Source organism: Flavobacterium sp. DW-iso2 (genome assembly GCF_058725285.1).
Window position 1 is genome coordinate 15,279 of sequence record NZ_JBZXDY010000017.1, and the last position, 16,636, is coordinate 31,914.

The 16,636-nt window shown below is 34.3% G+C and carries 14 protein-coding genes and 1 pseudogene; 13 read left to right on the forward strand and 2 right to left on the reverse strand.

Annotated features, from left to right (window positions below; all coding sequences use genetic code 11):
- Positions 1-275: 275 nt before the first annotated feature.
- From AC4PRO_RS12030 to AC4PRO_RS12080, 11 genes are all read left to right on the forward strand, one after another.
- The gene (locus AC4PRO_RS12030) at positions 276-953 is read left to right on the forward strand and encodes a DUF2461 domain-containing protein (RefSeq protein WP_074724412.1); all 678 of its coding nucleotides are present in this window, start codon (positions 276-278) and stop codon (positions 951-953) included.
- A gap of 9 nt (positions 954-962) precedes the next feature.
- Entirely contained in the window at positions 963-2,030 is a 1,068-nt protein-coding gene (locus AC4PRO_RS12035; RefSeq protein WP_492117508.1) for a glycosyltransferase, read from the forward strand.
- 2 nt (positions 2,031-2,032) lie between these two features.
- Positions 2,033-3,880, forward strand: a complete 1,848-nt coding sequence (asnB, locus tag AC4PRO_RS12040; protein WP_492117509.1) for an asparagine synthase (glutamine-hydrolyzing) — start codon at positions 2,033-2,035, stop codon at positions 3,878-3,880.
- 47 nt (positions 3,881-3,927) lie between these two features.
- A complete protein-coding gene (murB, locus tag AC4PRO_RS12045) occupies positions 3,928-4,941 on the forward strand; it encodes a UDP-N-acetylmuramate dehydrogenase (RefSeq protein ID WP_492117510.1) in 1,014 nt (337 codons plus the stop codon).
- Between the two features lie 66 nt (positions 4,942-5,007).
- Positions 5,008-5,622 (forward strand): FMN-binding negative transcriptional regulator, encoded by a 615-nt coding sequence (locus AC4PRO_RS12050; RefSeq protein WP_492117511.1) that lies wholly within the window; start codon positions 5,008-5,010, stop codon positions 5,620-5,622.
- 86 nt (positions 5,623-5,708) lie between these two features.
- Complete coding sequence (locus tag AC4PRO_RS12055; protein WP_492117512.1) at positions 5,709-6,815, forward strand: glycosyltransferase; 1,107 nt, start codon at positions 5,709-5,711, stop codon at positions 6,813-6,815.
- The gene (locus AC4PRO_RS12060; protein ID WP_074724407.1) at positions 6,806-7,357 is read left to right on the forward strand and encodes an RNA polymerase sigma factor; all 552 of its coding nucleotides are present in this window, start codon (positions 6,806-6,808) and stop codon (positions 7,355-7,357) included. Before AC4PRO_RS12055 ends, AC4PRO_RS12060 begins: the two co-directional genes overlap by 10 nt.
- Before the next feature lie 173 nt (positions 7,358-7,530).
- Positions 7,531-8,358 (forward strand): energy transducer TonB, encoded by an 828-nt coding sequence (locus tag AC4PRO_RS12065; protein WP_492117513.1) that lies wholly within the window; start codon positions 7,531-7,533, stop codon positions 8,356-8,358.
- A 333-nt stretch (positions 8,359-8,691) separates the two neighbouring features.
- Positions 8,692-9,561: a lipoyl synthase gene (gene lipA / locus AC4PRO_RS12070; RefSeq protein WP_074724405.1), complete on the forward strand. Its 870-nt coding sequence runs from the start codon at positions 8,692-8,694 to the stop codon at positions 9,559-9,561.
- A 34-nt stretch (positions 9,562-9,595) separates the two neighbouring features.
- Complete coding sequence (gene gap, locus AC4PRO_RS12075; protein ID WP_492117514.1) at positions 9,596-10,597, forward strand: type I glyceraldehyde-3-phosphate dehydrogenase; 1,002 nt, start codon at positions 9,596-9,598, stop codon at positions 10,595-10,597.
- A 25-nt stretch (positions 10,598-10,622) separates the two neighbouring features.
- Entirely contained in the window at positions 10,623-12,824 is a 2,202-nt protein-coding gene (locus AC4PRO_RS12080; RefSeq protein ID WP_492117515.1) for a tetratricopeptide repeat-containing hybrid sensor histidine kinase/response regulator, read from the forward strand.
- Here the strand turns inward: AC4PRO_RS12080 and AC4PRO_RS12085 are convergent.
- Together AC4PRO_RS12085 and lpxK are read right to left on the reverse strand one after the other, a co-directional pair.
- The gene (locus AC4PRO_RS12085) at positions 12,796-13,608 is read right to left on the reverse strand and encodes a purine-nucleoside phosphorylase (RefSeq protein WP_492117516.1); all 813 of its coding nucleotides are present in this window, start codon (positions 13,606-13,608) and stop codon (positions 12,796-12,798) included. The genes AC4PRO_RS12080 and AC4PRO_RS12085 overlap by 29 nt on opposite strands.
- Positions 13,568-14,605, reverse strand: coding sequence for a tetraacyldisaccharide 4'-kinase (gene lpxK, locus AC4PRO_RS12090; RefSeq protein WP_492117517.1), 1,038 nt, complete (start codon positions 14,603-14,605; stop codon positions 13,568-13,570). Before lpxK ends, AC4PRO_RS12085 begins: the two co-directional genes overlap by 41 nt.
- Positions 14,606-14,710: 105 nt before the next feature.
- Here lpxK and AC4PRO_RS12095 point away from each other — a divergent pair.
- Positions 14,711-15,804, forward strand: a pseudogene (locus AC4PRO_RS12095) (Nif3-like dinuclear metal center hexameric protein).
- A gap of 3 nt (positions 15,805-15,807) precedes the next feature.
- Positions 15,808-16,587: a zinc ribbon domain-containing protein gene (locus AC4PRO_RS12100; RefSeq protein WP_492117518.1), complete on the forward strand. Its 780-nt coding sequence runs from the start codon at positions 15,808-15,810 to the stop codon at positions 16,585-16,587.
- Positions 16,588-16,636: the final 49 nt, after the last annotated feature.

A 16,636-nucleotide genomic window follows, 5' to 3' on the forward strand; every position in this document is an offset into this window, starting at 1 on the left:
ATCACTAAATACAAATAAACAAGTATTAATTGTTTCAACGCAGAATGGTGCATTCGATGTAAAAAACGGATCCTTACCCCACAAAGATGCAACCATAATTAACTGATAATGTTGTGATTATTCGCATGAATTCCGGATAAAAAAACCTAGCCATCAGAAAATAACATTGACAAACTTCCTGCACCTCTATTGTAACAAAGACAAAGAAGTGAAATGAAAAGGTCCCAATTTAATAAACAAAGTAGATTTAACAACCCCAGTATAATAACTATCGTATGCTTTCAAAAGATTCACTACAATTCCTCGAAGATTTAAAAGCAAATAACAATAGGGATTGGTTTTTAGATAATAAAAAAAGATACGAGATTTTCAAAAAAGACTATCATCAATTGGTTGCTGATTTTCTTGACATCATGAAACCATTGGATCCTACATTAGAACTACTTGAAGTGAAAAACTGCACTTTCAGAATCAATCGAGACATTCGTTTTTCTAAAGATAAATCACCCTACAAATCACACCTAGGAGTTTGGCTTTCATCTGGAACTAAGGGACAAAATCGTGCTGGTTATTATGTACATATCGAAAAAGGAGCCAGTTTTATCGCTGGCGGATTCTATGCGCCCATGCCAGATGATTTGAAAAAGGTGCGCAAAGAAATTGCCTATTTCCATGATGATTTAGAAGTAATTCTGAACGAAAAAAACTTCAAAAAGGAGTTTGGTGATTTTGATCGAAATGAAAAAAGCACCCTCAAAAACCCTCCTCGAGGATATGACAAAGAACACCCCGCAATCGAACTATTAAAACTAAAAAGTTTTGAAACCAGTGTGCAATTTGATATTTCAGAAATCTTGCAAAAAGATTTTGTTTCGAAAATGAGTAAAAAACTCATCCTTTTAAAACCTTTGAATGAGTTTATTAATCGTGCATTGACCTCTGACGAATTTTAATTTGTTTCGATGAAAAAAAGAAAAATACTTTTTCTTGGTGAATCCTATAGAGCTGATGCTCTAACTTGGACCAATGGGCTAAAGGAATTTGGCGATTTTGAAATAATCAGTTGGGAGTTAAAAACACCAAGTGATACTTTTTTCAACAGAACAAAACGGCTTTGCGAATTTAATTTTGCCTGGTTTAAAATTAACAAGATCATAAAGCTGCAGCAACCAGACATGGTTATTGCCGAAAGAACAACGAGCTACGGCTTTCTTGCTGCTTTATCTGGAATAAAACCAGTAGTTATCGCACAACAAGGCATAACTGATTTATGGCCAAAAGATTCTATTTTATTGCCGCTCAAAATAATAATTCAAAATTACGCCTTCAAAAAAGCAACTCTAATTCATGCTTGGGGGCCGGTCATGACTATTTCTATGGCTAAAGCCAATGTAGATATAAACAAAGTCTTAGTGCTACCCAAAGGGATTGACTTAGTGAAATTTGATAATAAAAACACTGCAAATCCTAAAAAAATCAGTGCGATTGTAACCCGTTCTTTATTCCCTGAATACCGCCATGATGTTATTTTAAGATCTTTTGGCCTTTTAAACAAAAAAGGAATAGACTTCGCCCTGACTGTGGTAGGCGACGGGACACAGCTTTCTAACTTAAAAGACCTAGCGAAAAAATTAAACATTGAAAAGAAGGTTTTTTTTACAGGAAGAATTCAAAATACGGAATTACCAAAATTATTACAGCAGTCTAATTTTTATATCAGCATGCCAACAACCGAAGGCGTCTCAGCATCATTATTTGAAGCAATGGCCTGTAATTGTTATCCTATTGTTTCCAATATACCCGGCAATCAAAGTTGGATTACCCATCGCAAAAACGGACAGTTAATTACCGTAGATGATTCAAATATGCTTGCTGAAGAAATACTGTGGGCTTTTGAGAACAATGCATATAGAAAAGAATCTGCTTTGAGCAACCGAAAATTTATAGAAGAAAATGCCGATTACAAAATTAACATGAAAATAATTGCCAACAAATACCACGAATTAATCAACACTACTAAAACAGATTAGCAATGTGTGGAATTAATGGAATCTTACATATACAATCACAAAAAAAAGTGGATAGTCGAATCTTGGCAAAGATGCGCGATTCACTAGAACATCGCGGTCCTGATGATTCCGGCGTTTTTATTGAAAACAATATTGGTTTCGGCCATAGAAGACTTTCAATTCTTGATGTTTCAGCGGCTGGTCATCAACCCTTTCTTTCAGATAATGAAAGATATGTAATGGTGTACAATGGTGCAATTTACAACTTCAAGGATTTTTATCCTGAACTAAAAAGTAACGGATTTGATATCAATACCAGCTCTGACACTGAAGTCTTACTGAAGCTTTATGAGCTCTATGGCTTAAAAATGCTTTCTCGTCTCAACGGAATGTTTGCATTTGCCATTTGGGATAAATTAAAAAAGAAGCTTATTTTAGTGCGCGATAGAATGGGCGTTAAACCCTTATATTATTCTTTTTATAATGAAACCTTTTATTTTGCCTCTGAACAAAAAGCCCTTTTTACAGCTGGAGTTCCTCTTAAAATAGCGCAGGACGGACTAGAAGAATATATTTTTAACCGCTTTGTAGCTGGGCAAAATACTTTATATCAAAACGTCAACAAAGTCCTTCCCGGACATAGTATGACCATTCATGAAGGAGGAAAAATCACTGTTAAAAAATGGTGGGATTTAAAAAAGGAAATACAAAACCAACCTGAAATTAAAAATCCGGTTGAATGGTTTAGAGAAACTTTTGATGACTCAGTAAGGTTAAGAATGGTAAGTGACGTGCCTGCGGGCGTTTTACTTAGTGGAGGCCTCGACTCTTCCTCAATTCTCGCTTCTTTAAACCACCAAAATTATAAAAACATACAAACCTTCAATATTGGTTTCAAGGAGGAAGAACACAACGAATCGTACTTGGCTAAAAAGATGGCTGAAAAATTAGGTTATGACTTTCACACTATGCAACTCGAGGGTAAAGATCTCTATGACAATATAATACAGTCCACTTATCTTCAAGATGAGCCCATAATGCATTTAAGCGAACCACATCTATTGGCTATCTCTAAACTGGCAAAACCTCTGGTAAAAGTCTTGCTGTCTGGCGAAGGTGCTGATGAATTGATGGGTGGTTATGTTAGATACAAAACATTACAATACCCAGCGCTATTAAAATCAATTGGGACAATGGGAAATTTGGATCTTTTTGAAAAAAATCCGCGCTATGAAAAATTAATTCGCTACGCGAAAATCAGTAAAAAATCTGATTTGATATTCTATAATGGTTCCAATATTTATCCTGGAGATATTTCAAAAACTTTCGGAATTCATGATACACCAAAAAATGAATATAGAAGAGAAATATATAAAGAGGCTAAATCATTGTATCCGGACAACTTAAGAAGACAAGCACTTTATTTTGATCAGCAAACCTATTTACGCTCACTCCTAGACCGGAATGATCGTGTCACCATGGGTGCGTCAATAGAATGCCGCGAACCTTTTTTAGACCAAAGATTAATAATTGGTTTAGGATCTCTCGATGATAAATGGATGTTTACCGGAAAAAAAGGGAAATTTATTCTAAAAAAAGCAATGGAAGACCGCCTACCCGAAGAAATTCTAAAGTTTAAAAAGGTAGGATTAAGTACTCCATGGGGTAATTATTTAATAAAAAGTCCCGCTTTCAAAGACGAATTAAACTCTTTTTCGAAAAGTGATCTTTTTCGAATGCCTTATTTCGAAAATATAAACATCAAACAACTTATCCAGAATTTAGAAAAAGGAGATATTAGAATGATTCCTTACATTATGCCTTTATTTATGATGCATATCTGGATGAAAAGCTATGCAAATAAATTTTAATTCTTACTTTTGAGCCCAGAAATCATTCATAAAAAGCACTTTCTTTCATGGAAATACAAACTAATTTTTCTCTAAAAAACTACAATACTTTTGGCATTGAAGCCAAAGCAAAACAATTTGTGGCCGTGCATACTATCGCCGAATTGACAACTATTTTAGAGCAAAACAGATCCGAGAATAAATTCATCCTTGGTGGTGGCAGCAACATGCTTTTAACCAAAGATATAGACGCTTTAGTAATCCATATTGACCTAAAAGGGAAAAGAATTATTAGTGAAAATGAAGATTTTGTTTGGGTCGAAAGCCAAGCCGGTGAAAACTGGCACGAATTCGTATTATGGACTATTGGCCAAAATTTTGGCGGACTAGAAAACATGTCGCTGATTCCGGGTAATGTAGGAACTACTCCAGTACAAAATATCGGTGCATATGGAACCGAGGTCAAAGATACTTTTGTGTCTTGCGCAGCGGTAACCGTTGCAAATCTAGATTTAAAAACATTCACAAAAGAAGAGTGTCATTTTGGGTACCGCGAAAGTATCTTTAAAAACGAAGTAAAAGACCAATACATAATTACAACAGTGGTTTTTAAATTAACAAAACGAAACCATAATATCAATACATCCTATGGTGATATTACAAATGAATTAGCCAAAAACAACATTCTTAATCCTAGTTTAAAGGAAATAAGCAATGCTGTTATAGCGATTCGACAAAGTAAATTACCAGACCCAAAAGAACTGGGAAACAGCGGTAGTTTTTTTAAAAATCCAATCCTTTTAAAAATTGATTTCGAAAAAATACATCAGAAATTTCCAGAAATGAAATACTATGATGTGTCAGAAACCGAAGTAAAAGTACCTGCAGGATGGTTGATAGAACAGGCTGGCTTTAAGGGAAAACGATTTGGAGACGCAGGAATCCATAAAAATCAAGCGCTGGTTTTAGTGAACTACGGAAACGCTACAGGACAAGAAATCCTAACTATTTCAAAAAACATACAAGAAACAATCTTTGCTACTTTTGGTATTCATATTGAAGCCGAAGTAAACATAATATAAAATAAATCCCAATAATGAGGAATACGATTTAGCGACCCAATTATAAAAAAGTTAATCTAAAATCCCATGTTCATCCCTGATATTTACAAAAACGAAAATCAAGAAGACATTCATGCTTTTCTACGGGAAAATAGTTTTGGTATCCTTATCAATCAAACGGAAGGCAGGTTAACGGCAACCCACATCCCGCTGGAACTAGACACCAACATAAAAGGAAATCTGATTTTGCAAGGACATCTATCGAGAGAAAATCCACAATGGAAAGCTTTCTCTGAGAACGATGAAATATTGGCCATTTTCTCTGGGCCACATTCCTATATTTCTTCTTCATGGTACGATCACGAAAATGTACCTACCTGGAATTATATTGCAGTGCATGTCTATGGAAAAATTAAAATCATCGAAGGGGAAGCCGTTATAGCATCACTAAAAAAATTAGTGGATAAATATGAAATAGCCTCTAAAAATCCTGTTCGAGTGGAAGAATTATCCAAAAAAACCATGATGCAAACACGTGGAATTGTAGCTTTTGAAATTGAAATTACCGAAATTCAAGCGACAAAAAAGTTGTCTCAAAATCGAGATGTCAAAAACCATGAAAATATCATCTCAGAATTAGAAAAAACCAAAGACAATCAATCAGTTGCGCTCGCAAATGAGATGAAAAAATGTCCTCGATAATTTTTTAAAAATTCAATAATTAATCATTTACAATTCACAATTCTATTCATACCTTTGCGCTCGATTTAATAACTCATAAAACTCAGATGCTTATAATAATTCTTTACTTTTTTATTGTTGTCGTTGCTATTCAACTTTTATATTATTTAGGCGTTTTCGGTAGATTTTCTTTTGCAAAAGCACAAACAACAACACCCAAACACCTTTCAGTATCTGTTATTGTTTGCGCCAAAAACGAAGAGGAAAATGTGGCAAATTTTATTCCGCTACTTGTTGAACAAAACTATCCCGATTTTGAAATTGTCTTGATCGATGACGCTTCAAGTGATGGTACTTTGGATATTTTTGAAGACTTTGAAAAACAATACCCAAATATTAGATTGGTAAAAGTTCAAAATAACGAAGCCTTTTGGGGAAATAAAAAATATGCGTTAACCTTAGGAATAAAAGCCGCCAAAAACGAGTATTTATTATTTACAGATGCAGATTGCTATCCCACTTCAAAAGATTGGATTAGTGCGATGATTTCCCCGTTTACTGTGCAAAAAACGATTGTATTAGGATATGGAGGATACGAAAAAATCGCCAACTCTTTTCTCAACAAATTAATTCGTTTTGAGACTTTACTTACTGCAATACAGTATTTCTCTTGGGCAAAAATTGGCAAACCCTACATGGGAGTAGGAAGAAATCTTGCCTATAAAAAAGAAGAGTTTTTTAATGTAAATGGATTTATTAATCACATTCAGGTGAGATCTGGTGATGATGATTTGTTTATAAATGAAGCGGCAATAGCTAGAAATACTGCTATTGCTTACACTCCAGAAAGTTTCACGTATTCTAAACCGAAAACCAAATATAGCGATTGGATTACTCAAAAAAGAAGACATGTTGCTACGGCAAACCATTATAATACATTAGATAAATTACAATTAGGACTTTTCTATTGTTCCCAGTTATTATTTATTTTACTCCCTATTATCTTGTTATCTTTTCAATTTCAATGGATCTTAGTATTGAGTTTAATTGTTGTTAGATATTTGTCTGCTTGGATTGTAATTGGTTTTTCAGCAGGTAAATTAAAGGAAAATGATTTGAAATATTGGTTTCCTATTGTTGAATTAGTTCTTATATTCACACAAATCAATATCTTTATAATGAATACTTTCTCAAAACCAGTACATTGGAAATAAATAATCAAATCGAAAAAGCAAAACAAGGCGATCAAGCGGCCTTCACCTTTCTATTGAATTATTACTGGAATGAAGTGTATGGCTTCATGTTAAAGCGTACCGAAAACGAGACCAATGCTGAGGATATCACTATAGAAACGTTTTCAAAAGCTTTTGATAAAATTGCAACTTATAATCCTGAATTTCAATTTAACACCTGGCTAATTAGTATTGCCAAAAACGTTCATATCGATCTACTACGCAAAAAAAAATCCAGTCTTTTTGTTGAAATCACAGACCAAGAAGATAGAAAGGCCTATAATATTGCTGACACTACACCTTCTAAGGAAGACGAACTGATAACAGAACAAAATCTTTCTCAACTCTTACAATATATAAAAGAGCTGAAACCTCATTACCAAGAAGTAATCCAATTGCGCTATTTCCAAGAAATGAGCTATCAGGAAATTGCCAATAAAATTGACGAACCGTTAAGCAACGTGAAAATTAAGCTACTTCGCGCAAAAAAATTATTGGCCGAAATTATTCGTGATAAACGATAATTAGCATTCAATTGGCTAAAACAGTTCTCCTACCCTATTCTTTTTTATTCTTCTTATTATTTCGTAAAAATAACCTCTAATCCACATACTAAAATTCTTGTTATTTGCGTTACTACTTAAAATAGCACATGCTTATGATTTAACTGATACCTAACCATTAAATCCAATTAATTATGTCAAAACTAAGTCTTTACGAAACCAGCTGGATTAATCTAGTTTTCGAAAACAAAAACAAAGAATACGGGGCATATCAATTGCGTCAGGAAAGTGCCAAAACTTCCTTTACAGCACTTTTTATGGGTATCTTATTATGTGCTTCCTTGGTAAGTATTCCAACCATTGTAGGTCTATTAAGTCCTGAAAAAGCGCTGCCTGAGCTTATTCCTGATACTATTGATCAAATAATTCAGGTAACAAAAATTTTTCCCAATCAAGTAAAAAAAATTGAACAACCCGCTCTCCCGAAGGTAATCCAACAAAAACCTGCGGTGCTCGTTGAAAAACAACAGTTTAAAAATCCGATAATTGTACAGTCTTCCCTAGCGACCGTAGCTATTGCGAAAAACATTGAAAACACAACTCCCATAAGTAATAGTCAGGATGGAATTGCAATTACTGGCACTAATCCTGTTGCATCGCCAGGAACAGCGAATACTATTCCTGCAATTGCTGATTACGGGAATACGGTTGTGACCAGTGCGGTATTAGACAAACTTCCTGAGTTCCCTGGGGGAATTGCTAAATTCTACACCTACGTAGGGAGAAATTTTGAAAGCCCTGAAATAAACGGGGAGAGAAATATTAGAATTTACGTTTCTTTTGTGGTCGAAAAAGACGGAAGCATGACTGATATTCAAGTAAAAAATGATCCTGGTTATGGATTGGGAGCAGAAGCAATTCGGGTGCTGAAATCTTTGAGAACAAAATGGGCTCCCGGTCTGATAGGATCAAAAGCAGTACGAACCGCGTACAATCTTCCTATTATCGTTCAGACGAAGTAAGAGTAGACAAAAAAGCAGAATCGAAAGGTTCTGCTTTTTTTATGTCATAATTAGAACAAAACACGAATAAGTCTCTCTAATTCTAGCCCAGATAGCAATGAAAATCCTTGCCTTTTGAAAAGGTGTTTTTCTTCAAAAAAAAGAGCGACTGAAAGAAGCTCCTTTATTTTGATTTAGAAAAACCCTTTTTAAAAGGCAAGATTGCAATAAATAGCTGGGAATAGCTCCAAAAATGGTACAAACAAGCAATATAAAAACCATCCTCAAGCTTCACACTCGAAACACCCTATTTTAAATCAACATTCCTTATATTTGCAGTCTTATAATTAATTTATGGAAACTGTTTTAGAAAATACTTTACCTGTTCAAAAACCGAAATGGTTGAAGGTAAAACTCCCGATAGGACAAAAATACACTGAGCTTCGAGGCTTAGTAGATAAATATAGTTTGAATACAATTTGTGCATCAGGAAGCTGTCCAAACATGGGCGAATGCTGGGGTGAAGGGACTGCAACTTTTATGATTTTAGGAAATACCTGTACCCGTTCATGTGGTTTTTGTGGTGTAAAAACCGGTAGACCAGAAACGGTAGATTGGGATGAGCCTGAAAAAGTAGCACGTTCGATAAAAATCATGAATATCAAGCATGCTGTAATTACCAGTGTTGACAGAGATGATTTGAAAGATGGAGGTTCTATTATTTGGATAGAAACTGTAAAAGCCATTCGTAGAATGAACCCAACGACTACTCTAGAGACTTTGATCCCTGATTTTCAAGGTATCGAAAGAAATATAGACCGCATTATCGACGCTAATCCTGAAGTAGTTTCCCATAATGTGGAAACAGTACGCAGACTGACTCGTGAAGTGCGTATTCAAGCGAAATATGACCGAAGCTTAGAAGTTTTAAGATACTTGAAAGAAAAAGGAATAAAGAGAACAAAGTCTGGGATTATGCTTGGTCTTGGCGAACAGGAAGAAGAAGTCTTTCAGACAATGAGAGACCTTCGTGACGCTAATGTAGACGTGGTGACAATAGGCCAATACTTGCAGCCCAGCAAAAAACACTTACCAGTTAAAGAATTTATCACACCGGATCAATTTGCCATCTATGAAAAATACGGATTAGAATTAGGATTCCGTCATGTAGAAAGTGGCCCATTAGTACGTTCCTCTTACAAAGCACAAAAGCATATTCTATAAGCCTACCCTATGAAGGGACAGATGAAAGTTTAAAATGAATAAAAAAACAAAAATTGCCATAAATGGTTTTGGAAGAATTGGTCGAAATCTATTTCGATTGCTTTTAAACCACCCTACTATTGAGGTTGTTGCCATAAATGACCTTGCCGATACTAAAACCATGGCTCATTTATTAAAATACGACAGCATTCATGGCGTTTTACCTTACAAAGTAAGCGCAGATGAAAAAGGAATTCTTGTAGAAGAAGACTATTTTTTATTTTTTCATGAGAAACAAATTTCAAATTTAGATTGGAAAAGCTTAGATATCGATTATGTGATCGAGGCTACTGGAAAATATAAAACTTTTGAAGAACTAAATGCGCATATAATCGCAGGAGCCAAGAAAGTAATCCTATCCGCTCCTTCTGAAGTCGACAGCATAAAAACTGTTGTTGTAGGTGTAAACGATGATATCCTTGACGGTACAGAAACTATTATTTCTAATGCTAGCTGCACGACGAATAATGCTGCACCCATGATGAAGGTAATTGACGAGCTATGTGGCATCGAACAAGCCTATATCACTACCATCCACTCGTATACCACAGACCAAAGCCTGCACGATCAACCCCATAAAGATTTACGCAGAGCACGAGGGGCAAGCCAATCTATTGTACCTACAACAACTGGAGCAGCTAAGGCATTAACAAAAATTTTTCCTATATTAGACGGCAAAATAGGGGGTTGCGGTATTCGGGTACCCGTTCCTAATGGATCGTTAACGGATATTACATTCAATGTAAAGCGCGCCGTTACAATAGATGAAATCAATGAAGCATTTAAATTTGCTGCCCAACATAATTTAAAAGGCATTTTAGATTATACGGAAGATCCAATAGTTTCAGTAGACATTATTGGAAACAGCAATTCATGTGTATTTGATGCACAACTTACATCCGTGATTGATAAAATGGTAAAAGTAGTGGGATGGTATGACAATGAAATAGGATATTCGTCAAGAATAATAGATTTAATACTATTGACAGTAAAATAAAAACTGCTTAGAAAATAAATAACAGATGAGATACCTTTTGGTTTATATGTTTTTTATTAGTTCATTTCTTTATTCTCAAAAAAAAGAGAGTACAGACAGTATTTCCTATTATACCAATCAGGCAAATTCTAACATCAGAGAAAACAAATACAAAAACGCACTTTGTTTCACCCAGAAAGCAATCACTTATTGCGACAAGAATGGTAAAATTGAAGCCCAAGCTATCCAAACTTATAATTTAGGTAAAATTTATTATGACCTTAATAAATACAGCGATGCGTCAGAAAATTTTACCGAAAGCATCACTTTATTCGAGAGCTTGCCACATAATACAGCTCAATCTGCCAATAGCTATTATTACCTTAGCCTTTCCCTTATTGCCACAAAGAACTACAAAGCTGCCGAAGCTGCTCTTACTAGAGCATTGACCATTTATAAAGAATTAAATATAGATACTGATGATAATTTAATCAATCTTCAAAAAGGTATTATTTACAAAGCTAACGGCAATTATAATGCAGCTTCATTCTGTTTTAATTCGGTAATTGCTAAACCGGACAGTCCAACTACCTTGGATATAAAAGCAGAGGCATTATACCAAATTGGACTTATTGAAGAAATTAACGCTAGAAATAACTTAGCATTAAACTATTACAACAAAGCCTTAGCCATAAATTCCAAAAACAAGAACCTAGCGCAGAAATCAAATATTTTGCTAGCGCTGAGTTCCGTTTATGATCGCATTTTAGATAAAAGCACAGCGTACTCCTTTTTACAGCAACATTTAAATTTAAAACAAAGCCTCGCGATTTCAAATAATGAAAAACTTGGAATTGATGAATATGAAAATTTCAAGGAAGCCCAGCGATTAAAAAAAATACAAAAATCTAATTTACAAGATATTGAAAAAGAAAAAAATAGTAAATTTTCTAAGCTTATTAATATTCTGGCCATTGCGTTAATTTCAATTTTATCCCTATTGAGTTTATCGCTATATAAAAACAACATCATTAGAAATAAATCAAATTTATTATTACAAGAAAAAAATAACGAGTTAATCATAGCAAAAGAGAAAGCAGAAAAAGCATCGCAAGCAAGAGCTGACTTTTTATCAACCGTGAGTCATGAATTAAGAACACCTTTGAATGCCATTAATGGAATTACCCATTTATTACTAGAGGAAAACCCTAAAACATCCCAACTACATTATTTATCTTCTCTAAAATTTTCAGGAAATTATTTGACCACTTTTATCAATGAAATACTAGAAATAAATAAAATAGAATCAAACAAGGTTGAAGTGGAGAATATCAATTTCAACCTCAAACATTTATTAGAAGGAATTCAAAATTCTTTGATAGAAGTAGCCACAAAAAACAACAATAATTTCACATTAGTAATTGACCCAAACATACCCGATAATTTGATGGGTGACCCCACAAAATTGTCACAAATTTTTATGAATTTAATGAACAACGCCTTAAAATTCACTAAAAATGGAAATGTGACTACAATCACCAAGTTACTATCATTACAAAATGAGAATGCAATTTTGTCATTTGAAATAATCGACACAGGAATAGGTATTCATGCCGATAAACTAGAAACCGTTTTTGAAAGTTTTTCGCAAGGATCCATCGAAATAAATCGAAAATATGGAGGAACCGGTTTAGGGCTCACAATTGTAAAAAAATTAATTAACATTCTAGGGGGGCAAATAAAATTAGAAAGCACGATAGGGAAAGGCTCAAAATTTTCATTTGACTTACAATTTAAAGTAAACGACCATCACCTGGCAATTGAGGAAAAAATCCATATTTTTAACGAATCTATTTTAAAAGATAAAAGAATACTTGTGGTTGAGGATAATAAAATCAACCAAATGATCACTACTAAAATGCTCGAGAATAAAGGAATATCCTGTGAAGTACTAGACAACGGTGAAGATGCAATTGAAGCTGTCAAAAATAAAACCTACGACTTAGTTCTAATGGATGTTCATTTACCCGGAATCAATGGGACGATAGCTACACAAAGCATTAGAGAATTTGACAGCCATACTCCAATCATAGCATTAACCGCTATTTCATTAAATGAAAACCGAGACATGTTACTATCCTTTGGAATGGATGATGTAATTACAAAACCGTTTGCTCCTGAAGATTTTTATTCCATTATTGCACAAAATTTCAAGAATACTAGTACTTCAAAATCAGCTCTCGAATAAGGCGTCTCACGCTAGGCTCTGCACTCTGGGCTGCTTCCAATACATCGTCATGGGAGATTGCATCAATATTATCTTCGTCTCCTATATCAGTAATTACTGAAATTCCAAACGTTTCTAAATCCATGTGACGTGCAACAATAACTTCAGGCACAGTAGACATTCCTACGCAATCAGCTCCTAAAATTTTTACCATTCTATATTCAGCTAAGGTTTCAAAACTAGGTCCTTGCAAACCTAAATAAATACCGTCTTTCACTTCTATATTTAATTCTGAAGCTAACTCTTTTGCTTTTGCGATCATTTTTCTCGAATAAGGCTCGCTCATGTTTACAAATCGCGGACCAAAACGTTCATCATTTACACCACGTAACGGATGCTCTGGCGTAAAATTAATATGATCCTTTATGATAATAATTTCTCCAATTTTATAAATAGGATTCACTCCACCTGATGCATTTGAAACTATTAGTTTTTTAACTCCTAAAAATTTCAACACACGTACTGGAAAAGTAACTTCCTTCATAGAATAGCCTTCATAGAAATGAAAACGCCCTTGCATGGCTACTACCTTTTTATCACCAATAGTCCCAAAAACCAAAGCCCCTTTATGGCCCTGAACAGTAGATACAGGAAAATTAGGAATTTCATTATACGGTAGTGTAAATTCTATTTTAATATCCTCCGTAAAACTTCCTAATCCAGAACCTAATATAATCCCGTATTCAGGATTGAAATTATTTATTTTATTGATATAACCTACCGTCTCTTGTACTTGTTCCCACATAATTCATAATTGTTTTTCTAAACTTTTCATCTGCTGTGAGAAATTGACTTTTTATCGGTAGATAAAAAAGCTGATCGGCGGGCAATCGTCCCTGCAATCGAACATAATCCTTCTCAGTAGTAATAATGATCTTGTTTAGCGATTTATTTTTAATGTCTAAAATGTCTTTTTCACTAAAATGATGATGGTCTGGAAAATCCATCGTTACATCATTTGCAGCCTGCAAATATGCAAAAAAAGATGCTGGTTTTGCAATACCCGCCAAAAGTAATTTATCTCGCCCTATTAAATCCGTTACTTTTATTTGCTCTTCATCAGAAAAAACAAATTCATCGTACTCAATGCTTGTAAAGTACAGCTCTTGATTGTTGGCGATTTTTAATCTGATTTTAATGCTATTTTGTTCTGCTACTGAAAGGTTTGAAGGACATTTTGTAACGATAATAATAGTAGCTCTATTTGCTCCGCTCCTACTTTCTCTTAAATTCCCCGTAGGAAGAATAAAATCATCACAATATAACTCGCCATAAGACGTAAGCAAAATATAGAAACCCGCTTTTACTTTCCTATGCTGGTACGCATCATCCAGTAAAATAACCTCTGGCTTTTGCTTTTGCGAAAGCAGTTGTTCGATCCCGTTCTTCCGATTGGTATCAACAGCCACTTGAACGTTCTTAAATTTTTTATAGAATTGAAAAGGTTCGTCGCCCAACACTTCAGCATTAGATGTAGCGTCCGCTAAAATAAAACCTTCAGACTTTCGCTTATATCCCCGACTTAATGTCGCGACATTGTAGTTCTTTGCAAGCAACCTAATTAAGTATTCTATTTGAGGTGTTTTACCTGTACCACCCACACTAAGGTTCCCAACTGCTATAATAGGTAGATCAAAAGAATAGGATTTTAAAATTCCATGATCAAACAGAAAATTCCGAATACCCGTTATGAAACCATATAAAACAGCAAACGGAAAGAGTATTTTTCGCAGTAAAATCATTATACGAAAGTATAATAAATTATCTTTGAATTGAAATCAAAAGTGTATTTGTTAGCTTGAGTATTCTTTTTTTCGAAAAATCAAGCCACTAAATAATCCAATATCATGAAAATAAAAGAAATCCTTTCAGTACTCGAAGAAATGGCACCGCTTGCTTATGCGGAAGATTTTGATAATGTAGGCTTACTTGTTGGAGACCAAAACACAGAAGCTACGGGCGTATTGGTATGTCATGATGCACTGGAAAATGTGATCGATGAAGCGATTACAAAAAAATGCAATCTAGTCGTATGCTTCCACCCTATTTTATTCTCAGGATTAAAGAAAATAACAGGCAAAAATTACGTGGAACGTTCCATAATCAAAGCCATAAAAAATGATATTGCCATTTATGCTGTTCACACGGCTTTAGACAACCATCAAAACGGAGTTAATAAAATATTTTGTGATGCATTAGGACTTAAAAACACCAAGGTCTTGATTCCCAAAAAAATTTCATTCGAAAATTAGTTACCTATACTATTCCTGAAAATGCTGAAAAAGTGCGCAACGCACTATTTGACGCCGGAGCCGGAAACATTGGTAATTATGAAGATTGTAGTTTCAACTCTAAAGGGATTGGAACCTATATGGGTAACGAAAATAGCGATCCACAATTAGGAGAGCGATTTGAATTTGTGGAAACCGCTGAAATTAAGATCGAAGTGACATTCGAAAAATATCTAGAATCAAAAATACTTAAAACCCTATTTAGTAATCATGCTTACGAGGAAGTCGCGTATGAAATTTATGAATTACAAAATAGCCATCAAAATATAGGTTTGGGAATGATTGGTGAGTTTGAAACTCCAATGAATGAAAAAGCATTTTTAACTGCTGTGAAACAAAAAATGCAGGCAGAAGGAATTAGGCATTCTGCATTTACAGGAAAACCGATAAAAAAGGTGGCCGTCTTAGGTGGATCTGGTAGTTATGCGATAAAAAATGCAATTAGGTCTGGAGCCGATGCTTTTTTAACCGCTGATTTGAAGTACCATCAGTTTTATGAGGCCGAAAATCAGCTTCTTTTGGCAGATATTGGACATTTTGAAAGCGAACGCTATACAAAAAATTATATTGTTGATTATCTTCGGAAAAAAATCCTTAATTTTGCAATCATTTTATCAGAAGAAAATACAAATCCAGTTAAGTACTTATAGAATATGGCGAATACGAAAGAATTAAGTGTTGAGGACAAGTTAAGAGCAATTTACGATTTACAACTTATTGACTCTAGGATTGACGAAATCAGAAACGTAAGAGGGGAACTTCCTCTAGAAGTGGAAGATTTAGAAGATGAAGTTGCAGGTTTAAGCACACGTTCTGAAAAATTGAAAAGTGAACTCGAAGTTATCGAAGACCTTATCAAAGGAAAAAAGAATGCAATTGACGAGCACAAAGAGGCTATCAAAAAATACACGAAACAACAAGAAACTGTTCGTAACAATAGAGAATTCAACTCTTTGACAAAAGAAGTTGAGTTTCAAGAACTTGAAATTCAATTGGCTGAAAAGCAAATGAAAGAAATGAAAGCTTCTATTGAGCACAAGAAAGACGTTATTTCTCAATCTAAAGAAAGATTAGAAGTAAAATCGAATCACTTGAAACATAAAAAATCAGAATTAGACGCTATTATGTCTGAAACTGCAAAGGAAGAGGAATTTTTAACAGAGAAATCTAATGAATACCAAAGCCAAATTGAAGCTAGATTAATGGCTGCTTATACTAGAATTAGAACAAGCGTTCGTAATGGTTTAGCTGTTGTTTCTATCGAAAGAGGTGCATCTGCAGGATCTTTCTTTACAATTCCACCTCAAACACAGGTTGAGATTGCTTCTAGAAAGAAAATCATAATCGACGAACATTCAGGAAGAATATTAGTTGACAGCGTTCTAGCTGATGAAGAAAAAGAAAAAATGGAAAAATTATTTTCTAAATTTTAAATTTATTTAAGTCCCGATTCATATCGGGACTTTTTTTTTATGAAATGAG